General features: G+C 70.6%; 11 protein-coding genes. 3 read left to right on the forward strand and 8 right to left on the reverse strand.

Features of this window, described 5'->3' with window-relative positions; all coding sequences use genetic code 11:
* Positions 1–65 precede the first annotated feature (65 nt).
* Positions 66–524: a LuxR C-terminal-related transcriptional regulator gene (locus ACFU9P_RS22395; RefSeq protein ID WP_384083553.1), complete on the reverse strand. Its 459-nt coding sequence runs from the start codon at positions 522–524 to the stop codon at positions 66–68.
* A gap of 426 nt (positions 525–950) precedes the next feature.
* Between ACFU9P_RS22395 and htpX the strand changes: the two genes are divergently transcribed.
* Together htpX and ACFU9P_RS22405 are read left to right on the forward strand one after the other, a co-directional pair.
* Complete coding sequence (gene htpX, locus ACFU9P_RS22400) at positions 951–1,856, forward strand: zinc metalloprotease HtpX (protein ID WP_376372405.1); 906 nt, start codon at positions 951–953, stop codon at positions 1,854–1,856.
* Positions 1,857–1,887: 31 nt separating this feature from the next.
* On the forward strand, positions 1,888–2,472 hold the full coding sequence (locus ACFU9P_RS22405) for a hypothetical protein (protein ID WP_376372408.1): 585 nt from the start codon (positions 1,888–1,890) through the stop codon (positions 2,470–2,472).
* A gap of 2 nt (positions 2,473–2,474) precedes the next feature.
* Here the strand turns inward: ACFU9P_RS22405 and ACFU9P_RS22410 are convergent, their stop codons facing one another.
* The 5 genes from ACFU9P_RS22410 to ACFU9P_RS22430 all read right to left on the reverse strand — a co-directional run bounded on the left by ACFU9P_RS22410 (position 2,475) and on the right by ACFU9P_RS22430 (position 10,331).
* On the reverse strand, positions 2,475–3,740 hold the full coding sequence (locus tag ACFU9P_RS22410; protein ID WP_384083556.1) for an NAD(P)/FAD-dependent oxidoreductase: 1,266 nt from the start codon (positions 3,738–3,740) through the stop codon (positions 2,475–2,477).
* A gap of 248 nt (positions 3,741–3,988) precedes the next feature.
* Positions 3,989–4,867, reverse strand: a complete 879-nt coding sequence (locus ACFU9P_RS22415; RefSeq protein ID WP_384083559.1) for a trypsin-like peptidase domain-containing protein — start codon at positions 4,865–4,867, stop codon at positions 3,989–3,991.
* An 83-nt stretch (positions 4,868–4,950) separates the two neighbouring features.
* A complete protein-coding gene (locus tag ACFU9P_RS22420) occupies positions 4,951–6,132 on the reverse strand; it encodes a mandelate racemase/muconate lactonizing enzyme family protein (RefSeq protein ID WP_384083562.1) in 1,182 nt (393 codons plus the stop codon).
* 341 nt (positions 6,133–6,473) lie between these two features.
* Positions 6,474–7,673 carry a S8 family peptidase gene (locus tag ACFU9P_RS22425; RefSeq protein ID WP_384083565.1) on the reverse strand — a complete coding sequence of 400 codons (1,200 nt, stop codon included), beginning with the start codon at positions 7,671–7,673 and terminating at the stop codon, positions 6,474–6,476.
* Positions 7,674–7,826: 153 nt separating this feature from the next.
* Positions 7,827–10,331, reverse strand: a complete 2,505-nt coding sequence (locus ACFU9P_RS22430; RefSeq protein WP_384083568.1) for a SpoIIE family protein phosphatase — start codon at positions 10,329–10,331, stop codon at positions 7,827–7,829.
* 260 nt (positions 10,332–10,591) lie between these two features.
* Here ACFU9P_RS22430 and ACFU9P_RS22435 point away from each other — a divergent pair, with 260 nt between their 5' ends.
* Positions 10,592–12,178, forward strand: a complete 1,587-nt coding sequence (locus ACFU9P_RS22435; RefSeq protein WP_384083571.1) for a PHB depolymerase family esterase — start codon at positions 10,592–10,594, stop codon at positions 12,176–12,178.
* A gap of 112 nt (positions 12,179–12,290) precedes the next feature.
* Here ACFU9P_RS22435 and ACFU9P_RS22440 read toward each other — a convergent pair whose 3' ends face one another.
* Both ACFU9P_RS22440 and ACFU9P_RS22445 read right to left on the reverse strand, forming a co-directional pair.
* The gene (locus tag ACFU9P_RS22440; RefSeq protein WP_376372427.1) at positions 12,291–12,920 is read right to left on the reverse strand and encodes an N-acetylmuramoyl-L-alanine amidase; all 630 of its coding nucleotides are present in this window, start codon (positions 12,918–12,920) and stop codon (positions 12,291–12,293) included.
* A gap of 387 nt (positions 12,921–13,307) precedes the next feature.
* Positions 13,308–13,814 carry an SPW repeat protein gene (locus tag ACFU9P_RS22445; RefSeq protein ID WP_376372429.1) on the reverse strand — a complete coding sequence of 169 codons (507 nt, stop codon included), beginning with the start codon at positions 13,812–13,814 and terminating at the stop codon, positions 13,308–13,310.
* Between the last annotated feature and the right edge of the window lie 111 nt (positions 13,815–13,925).

Raw genomic sequence — 13,925 nt, forward strand, 5'->3', positions numbered from 1 at the left:
GCGGCTGACCGGCCATGTGGCTGAGTGGCTGAGTGGCCGATCCAATGGGCCGGTCCCGCCGCAGGTCAGAGCCAGCCCGCGCCCTGGGATATCCGGACCGCGTCCAGCCGGTTGCGTCCGCCGACTTTCCTTATCGCGGCGGCCAGATAGTTGCGTATCGTCCCCTTGGAAAGGTGCAGGGACCGCGCGATTTCCTCGATCGGCGCGCCTTCGGCCGCGAGCGCGAGAACACTCAGTTCACGAGGTGTCATCGGCATCTTCGCGGCCTGGAGAAAATCGAAAGCGAGTGATTCGTCGATGAATCGCTCCCCTCTGGCGACCCGGTGGATGGCTTCCACCAATCGTCTCGGCTCACCGTCCTTGTTCACATATCCGAGCGCTCCCGCGTCAAAAGCCTTACGCAAAGCTCCCGGTTTCCGTACCGTGGCAAGAACGAGCAGACCGGGCCCCTGGCCCAGGTCACCGTAGGCGGACACCATCCTGTCGATATATCCAGGAGAGTTCAGACAGTCGATATCGGCCACATATACCTGGGGCGGCACGACATATGCCCCGCGGAATGGCGTGCACCCGGGGGCCGATGACACATCGAGAGTCGTTTCGGCCCGTAACAGCGCCACGAGAGCCGAGCGGAAAAGACTCACATGGTGCACGACATGGACCCGGATCATCTACTGCCTCCTCTTGGGTGCATCACCCACACCACAATGCCCGGCCGAAGCGGTGAGGAACGCGGAATGCGCCGGAGAAGGAGGCACTTCCAGGGGCACACCGAGCACCCGCGTGCGGCAGTGCGCCACCGCGCGCGCCCGTCGGGACGGCGTGGGAGTCCCCATGGGCGGGCTCAGTGCGGTCCCGGCACCGTCACCACCCCTCCATATCTCACGCTTATTCCGTTTCGCCGGGAAAGGAGGAAAATAGCAGGAGAGCGACGTCAATGGAGGCGAGCGATGGCACAGTCCCGCTACACCCAGGACCACGGGCTGACCACCCGCATGGTGACCACCATGTTCCTGATCGGCCTGCTGTATGTGGTCCTGGTCGGTGTGTTGCTGGCGGTGCTGGGCAAGTTCTGGCCCATCATCGTGATCTTCGCAGGTGTGCTTTTCATCGCGCAGTTCTGGTTCAGCGACCGTATCGCCGCCTTCGGCATGGGTGCGCGCGAGGTCACGCCCGAGCAGGCACCCGAGCTGCATGGCGCCGTCGACCGGATCTGCGCTCTGGCCGACATGCCCAAACCACGGGTGGCGATCGCGCAGAGCGACATACCGAACGCCTTCGCCACCGGGCGGAGCGAGCGCACCGCCCTGGTCTGCGCCACGACCGGGCTGCTGCGCAGGCTGGAGCCCGAGGAGCTGGAAGGTGTCCTGGCGCACGAGATGTCGCATGTCGCGCACCGGGATGTGGCGGTCATGACGATCGCCTCCTTCCTCGGGGTGATGGCGGGCCTCGTGACCCGCTTCGCGCTCTACAGCGGGCTGTCGAACAGCGCCAGGAACGCGGGCCCCGCAGGCCTGATGATCATGGTGATTCCGCTGGTCAGCACGGTGGTGTATGTGATCGGCTTTCTGCTGACCCGGCTGCTCTCGCGCTATCGCGAGCTGTCCGCGGACCGCTCGGCCGCGCTGCTCACCGGGCGCCCCTCGGCGCTCGCCTCGGCCCTGACCAAGGTGAGCGGGCAGATGGCGCGGATTCCGACACGGGACCTGCGGAAGGCGGAGCCGTACAACGCCTTCTACTTCGTCCCCGCGTTCGCCTCGAAGGAGAGCCTGGGCCGGCTGTTCTCCTCGCACCCGACGCTGGAGCAGCGGCTGGACCAGCTCGCCCGGCTGTCCACCGAGCTGGCCCGTCCGTGACCCGAGTCGATCGAATCGAGGAGCTGGTCCCGTGGGTCTTCTCGACACCATCCTCGGCCGGAGCAAGCCGGTCCGCCCCGACCTCGACGCACTCTTCGCCCTCCCCTCCGCGGCGCTCACCCTCCAGGCAGGCGCCGGATTCGTGCCCACCGGACTGGGCTCGGTCTGTTTCGCGGGGGTCGAGGGCGGCGGCTTCGCGCGGGTCAGGGAGGACGTACGGGAGCTGCTCGACGCGGACTCCGGCCGGGCCGGGCATCCCGTGGAGTTCAGCCAGGACTCGTACGGCTACACCTGGCTGCTCGTCCGGCAGCCGCCCGAGGACACGGCCTCCCTGGTCAACGATCTGCACGCGGTCAACACGCTGCTGGAGGAGGGCGGGTTCGGCCCTCAGCTCCTCTGCTCGCTGCTGAGTTTCCGCGACGCGGAGCAGCGGCCCCTCGCGCTGGTCTATCTCTACAAACGCGGCACCTTCTATCCGTTCGCGCCGCTGCCCGGCAGCGGCGAGAAGCGGGACAATCAGCGCGAACTCCAGGTGAGGGCCGTGCTCGGCAGCGATCTGCGGGTCGAACCGGACCTGGCGCACTGGTTCCCCGTCTGGGGCGCCCCCGGCCTCTGACCTCAGGCATCCACCACGTCCGGCGCCCTCTCCACCGCCGTCTCCACGGCCTCCCGCCACCCCGCCCCGGCCGCGACCGCCGCGCGCCAGGGGCGGATCGCCCTGGGCGGCATACCGATGGCGAGCACCCCGGCGAGCCGGTCGCCCGTACGGTAGGCGGCGAGGAAACGGCGCTCCGCGAGGCTGCCCTCGACGACCGCCAGTTCCTCGTGGCCGCGGAGATATCCGTACGCCTGCACCTTCATGTCGTACTGGTCGGACCAGAAGTACGGGACAGGGGCGTACGGGTGGGGCGCGTCGGGGCGCAGAAGATTGCGAGCGGCCGCCATGCCCTGTTCGGCGGCGTTGGTACGGTGCTCGATCCGCATCGCGGCGCCGAACAGCGGGTTGTACCAGCGGGCCACGTCCCCGGCGCCGTAGACCCCCGGGGCGGCGGCGCTGTACCGGTCGCAGACCAGCCCGTCGCCGAGAGTGAGTCCGCTGCCTTCGAGCCACTCGGTGTTGGGCCGTGAGCCGATCGCCACCAGGATGTCGTCGGCGGGAAGGACGCTTCCGTCACCGAGCCGTACGCCGACGGCCCGGCCGGCGTCCGCGACCAGCCCGGCCACGGCGGTTCCGGTGCGCAGCTCGACGCCATGATCCTGGTGGGCACGCGCCAGCACCCGCCCGATCTCCTCCCCCACCGCGTGCGCCAGCGGCACCGGCGCGGGCTCCACGAGCGTGACCTCCGCGCCCAGGCCCCGGGCCACGGCGGCGGCCTCCGCCCCCAGGAACCCGGCGCCCACCACGACCAGGCGACGCCCAGCCGCCAGCCGGTCCCTGAGGGCCTTCGCGTCGTCCAGGGTCCGCAGCACATGGACGCCCGCGAGGGCCCCGGTGTCGCCGGGCAGCCGCCGCGGCCGTACTCCGGTGGCGATGACCAGGCCGTCGTACGCGACCGAACCGCCGTCCGCGAGGGCCACCGTCCGCCCCGCGAGGTCGAGCCCGGTCGCGCGGACCCCGAGTCGCAGATCGAGACCGAGGGCGTCGAGGGCCTCGGGGGTGCGCAGTGCGATACGGTCCGGCTGCCAGTCGCCCCGCAGGATCTGCTTGGACAGCGGCGGCCGGTCGTACGGAACCCCGGGCTCGTCGCCGATGAGCGTCAGACCGCCGTCGAAACCCTCCCGGCGCAGCGTCTCGGCCGCGGCCAGCCCGGCGGCGGAGGCACCGACCACCACGATCCGCCGGGGCCGCCGCTCCGGCTGCCGCGCGGCGAGGGACTCTGACACGGCATCGGCTTCCACACTCACAACGGCTCCCTCTTCGGTCAGGCGTCAGGCGGTCGGGCTGCCGGGCCGTCAGGCGGTCACCGGCCCAGGTCAGGGGAACTGTCCCAGAACACCGACCGGCGATTTCCTCGACTTCGGGGAGCGGCCGTACGAACGTACGAATGCACGAACGGCAGCGGCGCCACCGGTTGTCCCGGCGGCGCCGTTGTCAGTCGTACTCAGACTGTTCCTATGTACTCAGGCTGTTGCTACGGCTTGGGCAGGGCGCAGCCCGCGCGGCTCAGGTCGATCTGGTTGCCCGTGCCGAGGCAGGGCACGATGCCATAGGTCTCCTGGGCGTAGTTGATGCCCTGACGCACCGTCACCGTGCCGTTCTGGTCGACCTCGCACGGGTTGTTGAGGGTGCAGCGGCCACCGGACTCGTTGCCGGTGTTGTTGACGGCCACGACCTTGCCCGTGGTGTTGTCGATCACGGGCGAGCCCGAGGTACCACCGATGGTGTTGCACGCGGAGGTGTACCGGACCGAGTCCTTCCAGGTCCAGTCGCCCTCCTTCAACTGGTAGGCGAAGCCGTCGATGTTGCAGGTGTAGATGCGCTTCCAGTAGCCGGAGACCACCTTGATGGCGCTGCCCTGGACCGGCCGGACGGTGTTCAGTTCCAGCGCGTTGATCCCGTACGAACTCTGGATCTGGGCGTAGGTGCTGGTGAGCTGGTACAGCGAGACGTCCGTGTCGGTCATCGTCGCGTACGCGATCTTGCTGGCGCGCAGGGTCGCGACGCCGGTGCCCGCCGAGTTCAGCAGGGTGAAGGTACGGGTGGACGCCCGGTTGACGACGACCTGGCCGGGGCCGAGGAAGCCGGTCTCCAGACAGTGGCCGTTGGACAGGACCAGGGCGGGGTCGCTGGGCAGCGACGCGGGCGTGCGTACTACGGATCCCGAGCAGTTGCTGAGTGCCACCGTTCCGGCGAAGTCGACGGCCTGGATACCGACTTGGGACTTGGTGTCGGTGGTCGTGGCGGCCGTCGTGCGCTGCGCCCCCGTGTCATGGCCGGTGGCCATGGCGGGCGCCGTTCCCGCTCCGAGGAGCAGGACGGCCAGGAGCGCGCCGAGGAGAGGCTTCTTCATGTGGGGTCCCCTCTTGTGACCGAAGGTGCTTCGGATTTGTCATGCGCATTGTGAGTGCCGGGGCGGCAGCGGGCAACCACGCCTCAGGAACCGACAGTTGTCTCCTCAGAGGTCCAGGCGGCGGCCTGATCGCTGAGCGAGAGACCGAGTCCGGGGCGGCTCGGTACGGTCATCCGCCCCCCGCGCACATCGAGCCGCTCGTTGAACAGCGGCTCCAGCCACTCGAAGTGCTCGACCCAGGTGGCCCGGGGGTAGGCGGCGGCGAGATGGAGATGGATCTCCATCGCGAAGTGCGGTGCCATACCGAGGCACTTGTGGTCGGCGAGCGCCATGATCTGCAGAAAAGGGGTGATTCCACCGACGCGCGGGGCGTCGGGCTGGATGAAGTCGGCGGCTCCGGCCATGATCAGGCCGGTGTGCTCGGCCACACTGGTGAGCATCTCTCCGGTGGCCACCGGGGTGTCCAGGCGCGCGGCCAGGGCCGCGTGACCCTCGGCGTCGTACGCGTCCAGCGGCTCCTCGATCCAGGTGAGGCCGAAGCTCTCCAAGGCCCGGCCCATCCGGGCGGCGGTGGCGCGGTCCCACTGCTGGTTGGCGTCGACCATCAACGGCACGTCGTCGCCTATCCGTTCGCGTACGGCCTCGACGCGCCGCAGGTCGGCGCGGGTGTCCGGCTGGCCCACCTTGATCTTGACACCGCCGATCCCCCGCGCCAGCGCGAGGCCGGTGTTCTCCAGGACCTGTTCTATAGGCGCGGAGAGGAATCCGCCGGAGGTGTTGTAACAGGGCACGGAGTCGCGGTGGGCGCCCAGCAGTTTGGCCAGCGGCAGCCCGGCCCGGCGGGCCTTGAGGTCCCAGAGGGCGATGTCGAAGGCGGCGATGGCCTGGGTGGTCAGCCCGCTGCGCCCCATGGACGCGCCGGCCCACACCAGCTTCTGCCAGAGCCGGCCGGTGTCGCTGGGATCCTCGCCGACCAGTTCGGAGGCGATCTCCCGGGCATGGGCGTAGAGGCCGGGGCCGCCCGCGCGCTTGGAGTAGCCGAAGCCGAGGCCTTCGTGGCCGCCCTCGGTGCTGATCCGCGCGAAGAGGAACGCGACCTCGGTCAGCGGTTTCTGACGTCCGGTCAGTACTTTGGCGTCGCTGACCGGGGTGCGCAGCGGCAGCCGTACGAGCGAGAGACGGACGGCGGAGATACGGTCGAGCGTCGCTTCGCCGGGGGCCGGGGCGAACGGCTTGGCTGGGGCGGGCTGGATGGCGGATGTCATGACACGGCTCCTTGGGGCTTCGCGGGTCGGAGGTCGAATTACGTGCGGGGTACGCCGTATGACGGTGCCGGGCACGGCGCATCGGGACGAGAGCGGCCCACCGACCCGCCGAGCCCGCGGCCCCGCCCGCCGTAGCCAGCCCTGCCCCTCCTCCGAACACCTCACTCCCGGCTGTCACAAGTCCCCGTCGCCCGGCGGGAGTTACCAGAGACCTGACAGCCGGGCCCCTTCCGGTCTCCCGCGGCACCAACCAAAAACTGCCGGCCCCTCATCAGGGGCCGGCAGCGGCACATGCGGCGAGCGCCTCCGTACGGCCGGAGCCCGTACGGCCGGAGCCCCGGTCAGAGCCCGCCGGTGTACAGCAGGCGGTTGGGTGAGCCCTTGCTGATGGGCGACACCAGGTTCTTGCCGGCCTGCTCGGCGATCCAGAGCGCGACGTCCTTCGGGCTCGCGTCCGGGTGCTTCTCCTTGTAGAGCGCGGCGACCCCGGCGACATGCGGGCTCGCCATCGAGGTGCCGCTCTGCGCGACGGAGCCGCCGCCGAGCGCGGCGGAGACGATGGCGGAGCCGGGCGCGTACGTCCATACGCACGCCCCGTGGTTGCTGAAGTCGGTCTCGCTGTCCTCGGCGTCGGTGGCACCCACGGCGACCGCCTGCGCCGCGCCCGCGGGCGACACGGCGCAGGCGTCCGTCGCTTCGTTGCCCGCCGCGACGACGGGCAGGACACCCCGGGCCGCAATGGCGTTCACGGCGTCGTCGACCGCCTTGGACGAGGGCCCGCCGAGGGAGGCGTTGAGGAGCGCGGGCTGCTCGGCGTTCTTGGCAATCCAGTCGAAGCCCGCCAGGATTCCGGCCCAGGTGCCACTGCCGCGGCAGTCGAGCACACGTACCCCGACCAGAGACGCCTCACGGGCCACACCATGGGTTCCGCCGCCCGCGGTGCCCGCGACATGGGTGCCGTGGCCGTTGCAGTCCTGGCCGGCGCGCCGGTCGGGTACGGAGTCGAATCCGGCGGTGGCGCGGCCGCCGAACTCCCGGTGGGCGGTCTCGATCCCGGTGTCGACGACGTACACCGTGACGCCCTTGCCCGTACCGCTCACACTGAACCGGTTGTCCAGCGGCAGACGTTGCTGGTCGATCCGGTCGAGTCCCCAGCTGGCGACGGCGCCCCGGGCGCGTCCGGGATCCTGTCCGGACGCGGGCGGGCTGACCGAGACCCGGCCGTCCTCCTCGACCGCGGCGACCCCCGGGAGTGCGCGCACCGCGCCGAGCTGGGAGGGGGTGAGGACCGCGGCGAATCCGCGCAGGGAGCTGTCGTAGGTGAAGAGGGGCTTGATACCGAGCTGCCGCGTCGCCTGCGCCGGTGTGAGCGCGGGCTTCAGTGTGACGATGTACTGGTGCGGGACCGCCCGGGCGGAACGTTCCAGCGGGACATGGTCCTCGCGGGTCCCGGCCATGGCACCGCTACTGCCGAACAGCGGGGCGAGCAGGGGGACGAGCAGCAGAAGGGCGGCCGGTGCCCGGCGCGTGCGCAGGCGCATGCGTTCTCCTTGGAAGGACGGGGTTCCCTCGCGCACAGGGGGTGTACGCAAGGAAGGAACACCCGTCCTTCGTCCAGGACACACGCACCGCTTGAGCACCATCGACCGAATGGCGCAGCCCCAGCCCTCACGCGCCGCGGGACCGTACGGAGATCAGGCCGCCGGAAGCGCCTGTTCCGCCCAGATCGCCTTGCCGGTCGGAAGCTGCCGGGTCCCCCACCGCTCGGTGAGCTGGGCCACCAGCAGCAGCCCCCGCCCGCCCTCGTCGAAGACCCGGGCCCGCCGCATGTGCGGGGCGGTGGTGCTGCCGTCGGAGACCTCGCAGATCAGCGTGCGGTCGCGGATCAGCCGGAGCTGGACGGGCCCGCCGGCGTGCAGGATGGCATTGGTGAACAGCTCGCTGACCACCATCTCCGTGGTGAAGGTCAGTTCCTCAAGGCCCCACGAGGCGAGCTGGTCCGCGGCGCGCTCGCGGGCGTCGGCGACCAGCGCGGGCTCGGCCGGCAGCTCCCAGGTGGCGACCTGGCCGGCGTCGAGGGCACGGGTGCGCGCGACGAGCAGCGCCACGTCGTCGACGGGCCGGGTCGACTGGAGGGCCCGGAGAACGATGTCACAGACCGCCTCGGGCGAGGTGGACGAGGCGGACGCGGTACGCAGGATGTCGCACAGGACATCGATGCCGGAGCCGACGTCGTGCTCGGGGGATTCGATCAGCCCGTCGGTGTAGAGGACGAGCAGACTGCCCTCCGGGATCTCGAACTCGGTCGATTCGAAGGGCAGATCGCCCAGCCCCAGGGTCGGGCTCGGCGGCAGCCGCAGCACCTCCACGGTGCCGTCCGGCCTGGCGAGTATGGGCGGCGGGTGGCCTGCCCTGGCCGCGCTGCAGTACCGGGAGACCGGGTCGTACACGGTGTACAGACAGCTCGCGCCGAGATAGGCGTCGTCCGCGGACTGGTCGGCGTTCTCCGAGGCGAGCCGCAGGACGACATCGTCGAGATGGGTGAAGAGTTCGTCCGGCGGCAGGTCCATGTCCGCGAGGGTGCGTACGGCGGTACGGAGCCGGCCCATGGTGGCCGAGGCATGGATGCCGTGCCCGACGACATCGCCGACGACCAGGGCGACCCGGGAGCCGGAGAGCGGAATGACATCGAACCAGTCGCCGCCCACGCCGTACTGGGAGTCGGCGGGCCGGTAGCGGGTGGCGACCTCGACGGCCGACTGCCGGGCCAGGCCCCTCGGCAGCAGGCTGCGCTGCAGGGCGACGGCGGTGCTGCGCTCGCGGGTGTAGCGCCGTGCGTTGTCGATGCAGACGGCGGCCCTGGCGGCGAGCTGTTCGGCGAGCAGCAGATCGTCCGCGGTGAAGGCCTCCGGGTTGAGGCTGCGGCAGAACAGGGCCGCGCCCAGCACGTTCCCGCGCGCGACCAGCGGCGCGGCCACGATCGACTGGACTCCGTAGTTCGGGCAGTTGGCGGCCCGCCGGGGGTCCCGCGCCATCCACTCGGTGTAGCCGGCGTCCCAGGGCCCGGTGAGGACGGCGCGGCCGGTGGCCAGACAGCGGGCTGGCGGCGAGAACTCGGGGTAGCTGTCCACCTCGCCGATGGCGACGGCGGCCTCGGGCACACCGGTGCGGTGGGCCGACCGATGGGCGACGCGGCGCAGCCGTATGTCGCCGGAGAGCGGGCCGGGGGTGGGCTCGTCCCCGTGCAGTACGGAGTCCAGCAGGTCGACGCTGATGAAGTCGGCGAACTGCGGCAGTGGCGTGCTCGCCAGTTCCTCGGCGGTACGGGTCACATCCAGGGTGGTACCGATCCGCAGGCCGGCCTCGCTGAGCAAGGACAGCCCCTCGCGGGCCCGGTACTCCTCGCTGATCTCAAGGCCGGCCAGGGCGACGGCCCTGACCTTGCCGTCCTGGCCCTTGAGGGGCGACAGCGAGACGAGCCAGGCGCGCTCACGGTCCTCGCCCGCGGCGGTACGGAAGGTCATCGCGGTCTCGGCCTCGCCGGTGCGCAGCACACGGCGCATGGGCCCGGAGACCTTGACGTCCTGACGGTTGCCGGTCAGGAATCCGGTCCGGTTTCCGCGCATCCCGTCCTCGGTGAGCCCGGTGATCCGGCACATCGCCGGGTTGGCGCGGAGCACCCGGAGGTCGGTGTCATGGATGGCCATCGGAAGCACCGACTGGGCGAACGCGTGCTCCATCATGTCGGTGTCGAGCGGCTCTGTGTCGTGCGGGTCCGTGTCGTGGCTCCGGTCTGTGCGATGGCGGGGAGGGTTGTCACGGCCGGTACGGGCCCCGGCCACGGCCGCCAGCAGCCACGCTCCGGGTCCCTCGGCGTCCGTTCCGTCGATGTCCGTGAGCGGGCAGGCGAGCAGGTCCATGTCCACGGGGCCGCCGTTCCGGTGACGCGCCGCGATCTCGCCGCTCCACGGCTCCCGGCCGGCCAGCGAGCGCCGGGCCGACTCGGGCAGGGAGCCCCGGAGAAGTCTCTTGGCCGCGTGACCCACGATCTCGGCCGGCGGATAGCCCAGCGCCTGCTGGGCCCCCGTGCTCCAGCACGCCACTATGCCGTCGGCGTCGATCGTCGCTGTCGCCCACCTCACCCCCGCACCGGACCCGTCCGGCGCCTCCCAGGTGGCCGCACCACGCGTGTCATCCATCCCGATCTCTACCCTTTGATGATTCTACCATTTCCCTTATATCGGACTATTAGACCTCTCAGTGATATTCCCTTTGGGCGGAACCGTCATGCCTGCGGCGGTACCGCTCCCACGACACCGGTGGTATCGCTCCCTGAACGTCCATATGGCCGGACCCCACCGATCCGCTGGATTGATGGTGGTCCGGCCCGTGCTCCGTGGTGTGCAGGCGGCCCTACTGTCCGTATCCCACAGAGGGGGGACACCTCCAAGGAGCCGCCATGCATGCGATCCGTACCGGTATCCGTACGCGTACGAGAGACATCCGTACGCGTACGGGAAAACTGTCCACCGCCGGGCTGCTGCTCGCGCTGCTGGTCGCCCTGCTCGGCGCGGGCGGGCCCGGGTTCGTACCCGAGGCGCGGGCCGCCTCGCTCACCGAGGTGACCGGCTTCGGTTCGAACCCCGGCAATCTGCGGATGTTCCGCTATGTGCCGGACGGGCTGCCCGCGGGCCGGCCGCTGGTCGTGGCGATGCACGGCTGTACGCAGTCGGCCGCCGCGTACGACACGGAGACCGGCTGGACCAAGTGGGCCGACCAGTGGGGGTTCGCGCTGGTGCTGCCGCAGCAGCAGTCCGGTAACAACCTCAATTCCTGCTTCAACTGGTTCGAGTCCGGGGACATCCGGCGGGGCGCGGGCGAGGCCCTGTCGATCAAGCAGATGACCGACCGGATGAGGACCGACCTGGGCAGTGACCCGGCGCGGGTGTACGCCACCGGGCTCTCCGCCGGGGCCGCGATGACCAATGTGATGCTCGCCGCCTACCCGGACGTCTTCAGCGCCGGAGCGCCGGTGGCGGGGCTGCCGTACGCCTGTGCGACCAGTGTGCTGGCCGCGTACACCTGTATGAACCCGGGCACCAATCTGTCGGCGGCGGCCTGGGCCGACAAGGTCCGTGGCGCCTATCCCGGGTACGCCGGGCCCTGGCCCTCGGTCTCCGTCTGGCAGGGCACCGGCGACACGACCGTCGTCCCCGCCAATATGACCGAGACCGTGGAGCAGTGGACCGCGGTCCATGGCACGGACACCACGGCCGACGCCACCGACACCGTGGCCGGCTATCCGCACGCGGTGTACCGCGACGGCGCGGGGCGCGCGGTGGTGGAGACGTACGCGCTCACCGGGATGGGGCACGGCCAGCCGGTCGACCCGGGAACGGGGGCGCAGCAGTGCGGTACGGCGGGCGCGTACATCCTTGACGTCAATCTGTGCGCGTCGTACCGCATAGGCCAGTTCTGGGGGCTGGACGGGAACGGCGGCGGCGACGGCGGGACGCCCGGCGAGGATCCGCACTCCGCGGTGTTCCCGAGCCTGGCCGCGGACGACGGTTATGTGAAGGCGTCGGCGACCGGCGGCGGTCCCGCGGTCGGCACGCTGGAGGGCAGCCTCGGGCTGGCGGTCGGCCGGGGCACGGACGGGCTGCACAACCGGACCCTGCTCTCCTTCGACACCTCGTCGATCCCGGACGGGGCGACCGTGACCCGCGCGTATCTGACGGTGAACCGCGCCAGTGGCAGCGGTGACCCGTGGGCGGGCGGCAACCGGCTGGTGGCGGACATCAGGACCGGCTGCTTCGGCGCGTCGTGCGCGACGGGCGCGGACGACTGGGCCGCCGCGGCCTCGGTGACGGAGGCGGCGGAGTTCGGCGCCTTCTCCTCGGGGACGAAGGCGTCGGGCGCCTTCACCACCGTGAACCGTACGGGCGTCACCCAGGCGCGGCTGCGGCTGGTGAACGCGCCCGCGTCGACGGCGTACGTCTTCCTGAGGCCGGGAGCGGACGCGACGCTGACGGTCGAGTGGGAGTAGCCGCTCGGACTGACGTGACACCACGAGCACGCGGTGGTGCGGCCGCGAGCGGAATGCCGGCCGCACCACCGCGGATCAGTCGTCCGTCGCTCAGGGGCGGGTGCCCGGGAGGTCAGCCGTTGACCAGGGCGATATAGCGGTCCCAGTCCCAGTACCGCCCGGGGTCGGTGTGCGTGGCGCCGGGGACCTCGCTGTGCGCGATGATGCGGCCGCGGTTCTTCGGTACGCCGTACCGGTCGCAGATCGAGGCGGTCAGCGCGGCCGACGCGCGGTACATCGCCTCGGTGAAGTACGCGGGCTTGTCCACCCAGCCCTCGTGTTCGATACCGATGCTGCGGGTGTTGTAGTCCCAGTTGCCCGCGTGCCAGGCGATGTCCTTGTCCCGCACGAACTGGCCGATGTATCCGTCGGCCGAGGCGACCAGGTAGTGCGCGGAGACCTTCTTGGCCGGATCCTGGAAGATCTTTCTGGCGTTCTGGAAGGTCTCCTGTGTCACATGGATGACGACGAAGTCGATCCGGTAGGCCGTGGGGCGGCTGGAGACCGTGTAGTTGGAGGTGCTGGCCGGGATCCAGTGCGTGGGAGGAGGGCCAGCGGCCCGCCGTCCTTCGTCGGCGCGGGCGGTGGCCGGTGCGGTCAGGGCGGCCGAGGCGGTGGTGGCGAGGCCGAGCGCCGCGGCGCCGAGATACGCACCGGAGCGGAATAACGTGCGGCGGGACGGGGTGGGGCCGTGGGCTTCCATGGGGGTCTCCCTGGTTCCGTAGCCCAATGTGGAGGCGGGATGACGCGCGTAGCGCCGCCCGTCCCATGCTGGACCGCCCCCGGGCCCCTGCCAAGAACCGCTCGGCAAAGAAAGAAAGCGCCCGCCGGTCTGGACCTCTGGCGCCAACTTCCCTGCTGACAGCGGGAGTTGGGCGTGACCTCAGACGGCTCGGGGCCCGGTCGCCGCCGGGCGCACGTGTCACTCGTACGGGAGCCGGCCACGGGTACGTCACTCAACTCCGGGCCCGGTTCCGGGAACGCACGGCCGCATCGCCCCGGACGCGGGCATGCGGCAGGCCCCGGCGAAGCCGAGGCCTGCGTCCGCTCCGGCCCGGGTCAGGCCTGCGGGGTCCGCTGGTGGGTCACCTCATTTTCCTTCCGTGGCACCGATCCTGGTGCCTTCGGCTGGCCCGAGCCTGCGGCCCCGGCCGCCGCCCTTCATCGCCCCGCTCTTCATCGCCGCGGCCGCGCACACGAGACCGAACAGGAAGACGAGCGCACCGATGACGACGTTGCTCCAGATGATGCCCTTGTCGGCGCCGCTGCCCACGATCCACGGGGTCACGATCATCCAGATCCCCATCAGGCACAGGGCCCCGCTCAGCCCGTACATCCTGGACGGTGTGTTGGTGAATCCGAGCGCCAGCACGGCGATGGCGATACCCATGATCAGGTTGTGTGCCGCCAGCGACGGCTGGGTGCGGGAGAAGTGCAGGATCCAGGGTGACAGCGCGCAGTACAGACCCACGAGGAACAGTGGTCCGTCCACAAGTGCCACATCGCGCCCGCCGAGCAGGCGCGCGTAACGCTCCCGCATCTCGGGGACATCGGGATGACCGGCAAGGTCCCCCCTCGCATGTGAGACGTCGGCCATACGACTCGCCTCCTTCGCTCGCGCAAGTCCGACCGCGATGCGCGACACCGCGTCGCGCCCTATCCATTTTGCGCGCTTTGCCGGTTTTTGTGTAGCGCAGGCATCTTGGGC

It is taken from the genome of Streptomyces sp. NPDC057617, from assembly GCF_042800555.1.
Taxonomy (GTDB): domain Bacteria; phylum Actinomycetota; class Actinomycetes; order Streptomycetales; family Streptomycetaceae; genus Streptomyces.

Coding starts and splice junctions, on each gene's coding strand:
- htpX (WP_376372405.1), top strand. CDS start 951: ATGGCACAGTCCCGCTACACCCAGGACCACGGGCTGACCACCCGCATG.
- ACFU9P_RS22415 (WP_384083559.1), bottom strand. CDS start 4,867: ATGAAGAAGCCTCTCCTCGGCGCGCTCCTGGCCGTCCTGCTCCTCGGA.
- ACFU9P_RS22420 (WP_384083562.1), bottom strand. CDS start 6,132: ATGACATCCGCCATCCAGCCCGCCCCAGCCAAGCCGTTCGCCCCGGCC.
- ACFU9P_RS22425 (WP_384083565.1), bottom strand. CDS start 7,673: ATGCGCCTGCGCACGCGCCGGGCACCGGCCGCCCTTCTGCTGCTCGTC.
- ACFU9P_RS22430 (WP_384083568.1), bottom strand. CDS start 10,331: ATGGATGACACGCGTGGTGCGGCCACCTGGGAGGCGCCGGACGGGTCC.
- ACFU9P_RS22435 (WP_384083571.1), top strand. CDS start 10,592: ATGCATGCGATCCGTACCGGTATCCGTACGCGTACGAGAGACATCCGT.
- ACFU9P_RS22440 (WP_376372427.1), bottom strand. CDS start 12,920: ATGGAAGCCCACGGCCCCACCCCGTCCCGCCGCACGTTATTCCGCTCC.
- ACFU9P_RS22445 (WP_376372429.1), bottom strand. CDS start 13,814: ATGGCCGACGTCTCACATGCGAGGGGGGACCTTGCCGGTCATCCCGAT.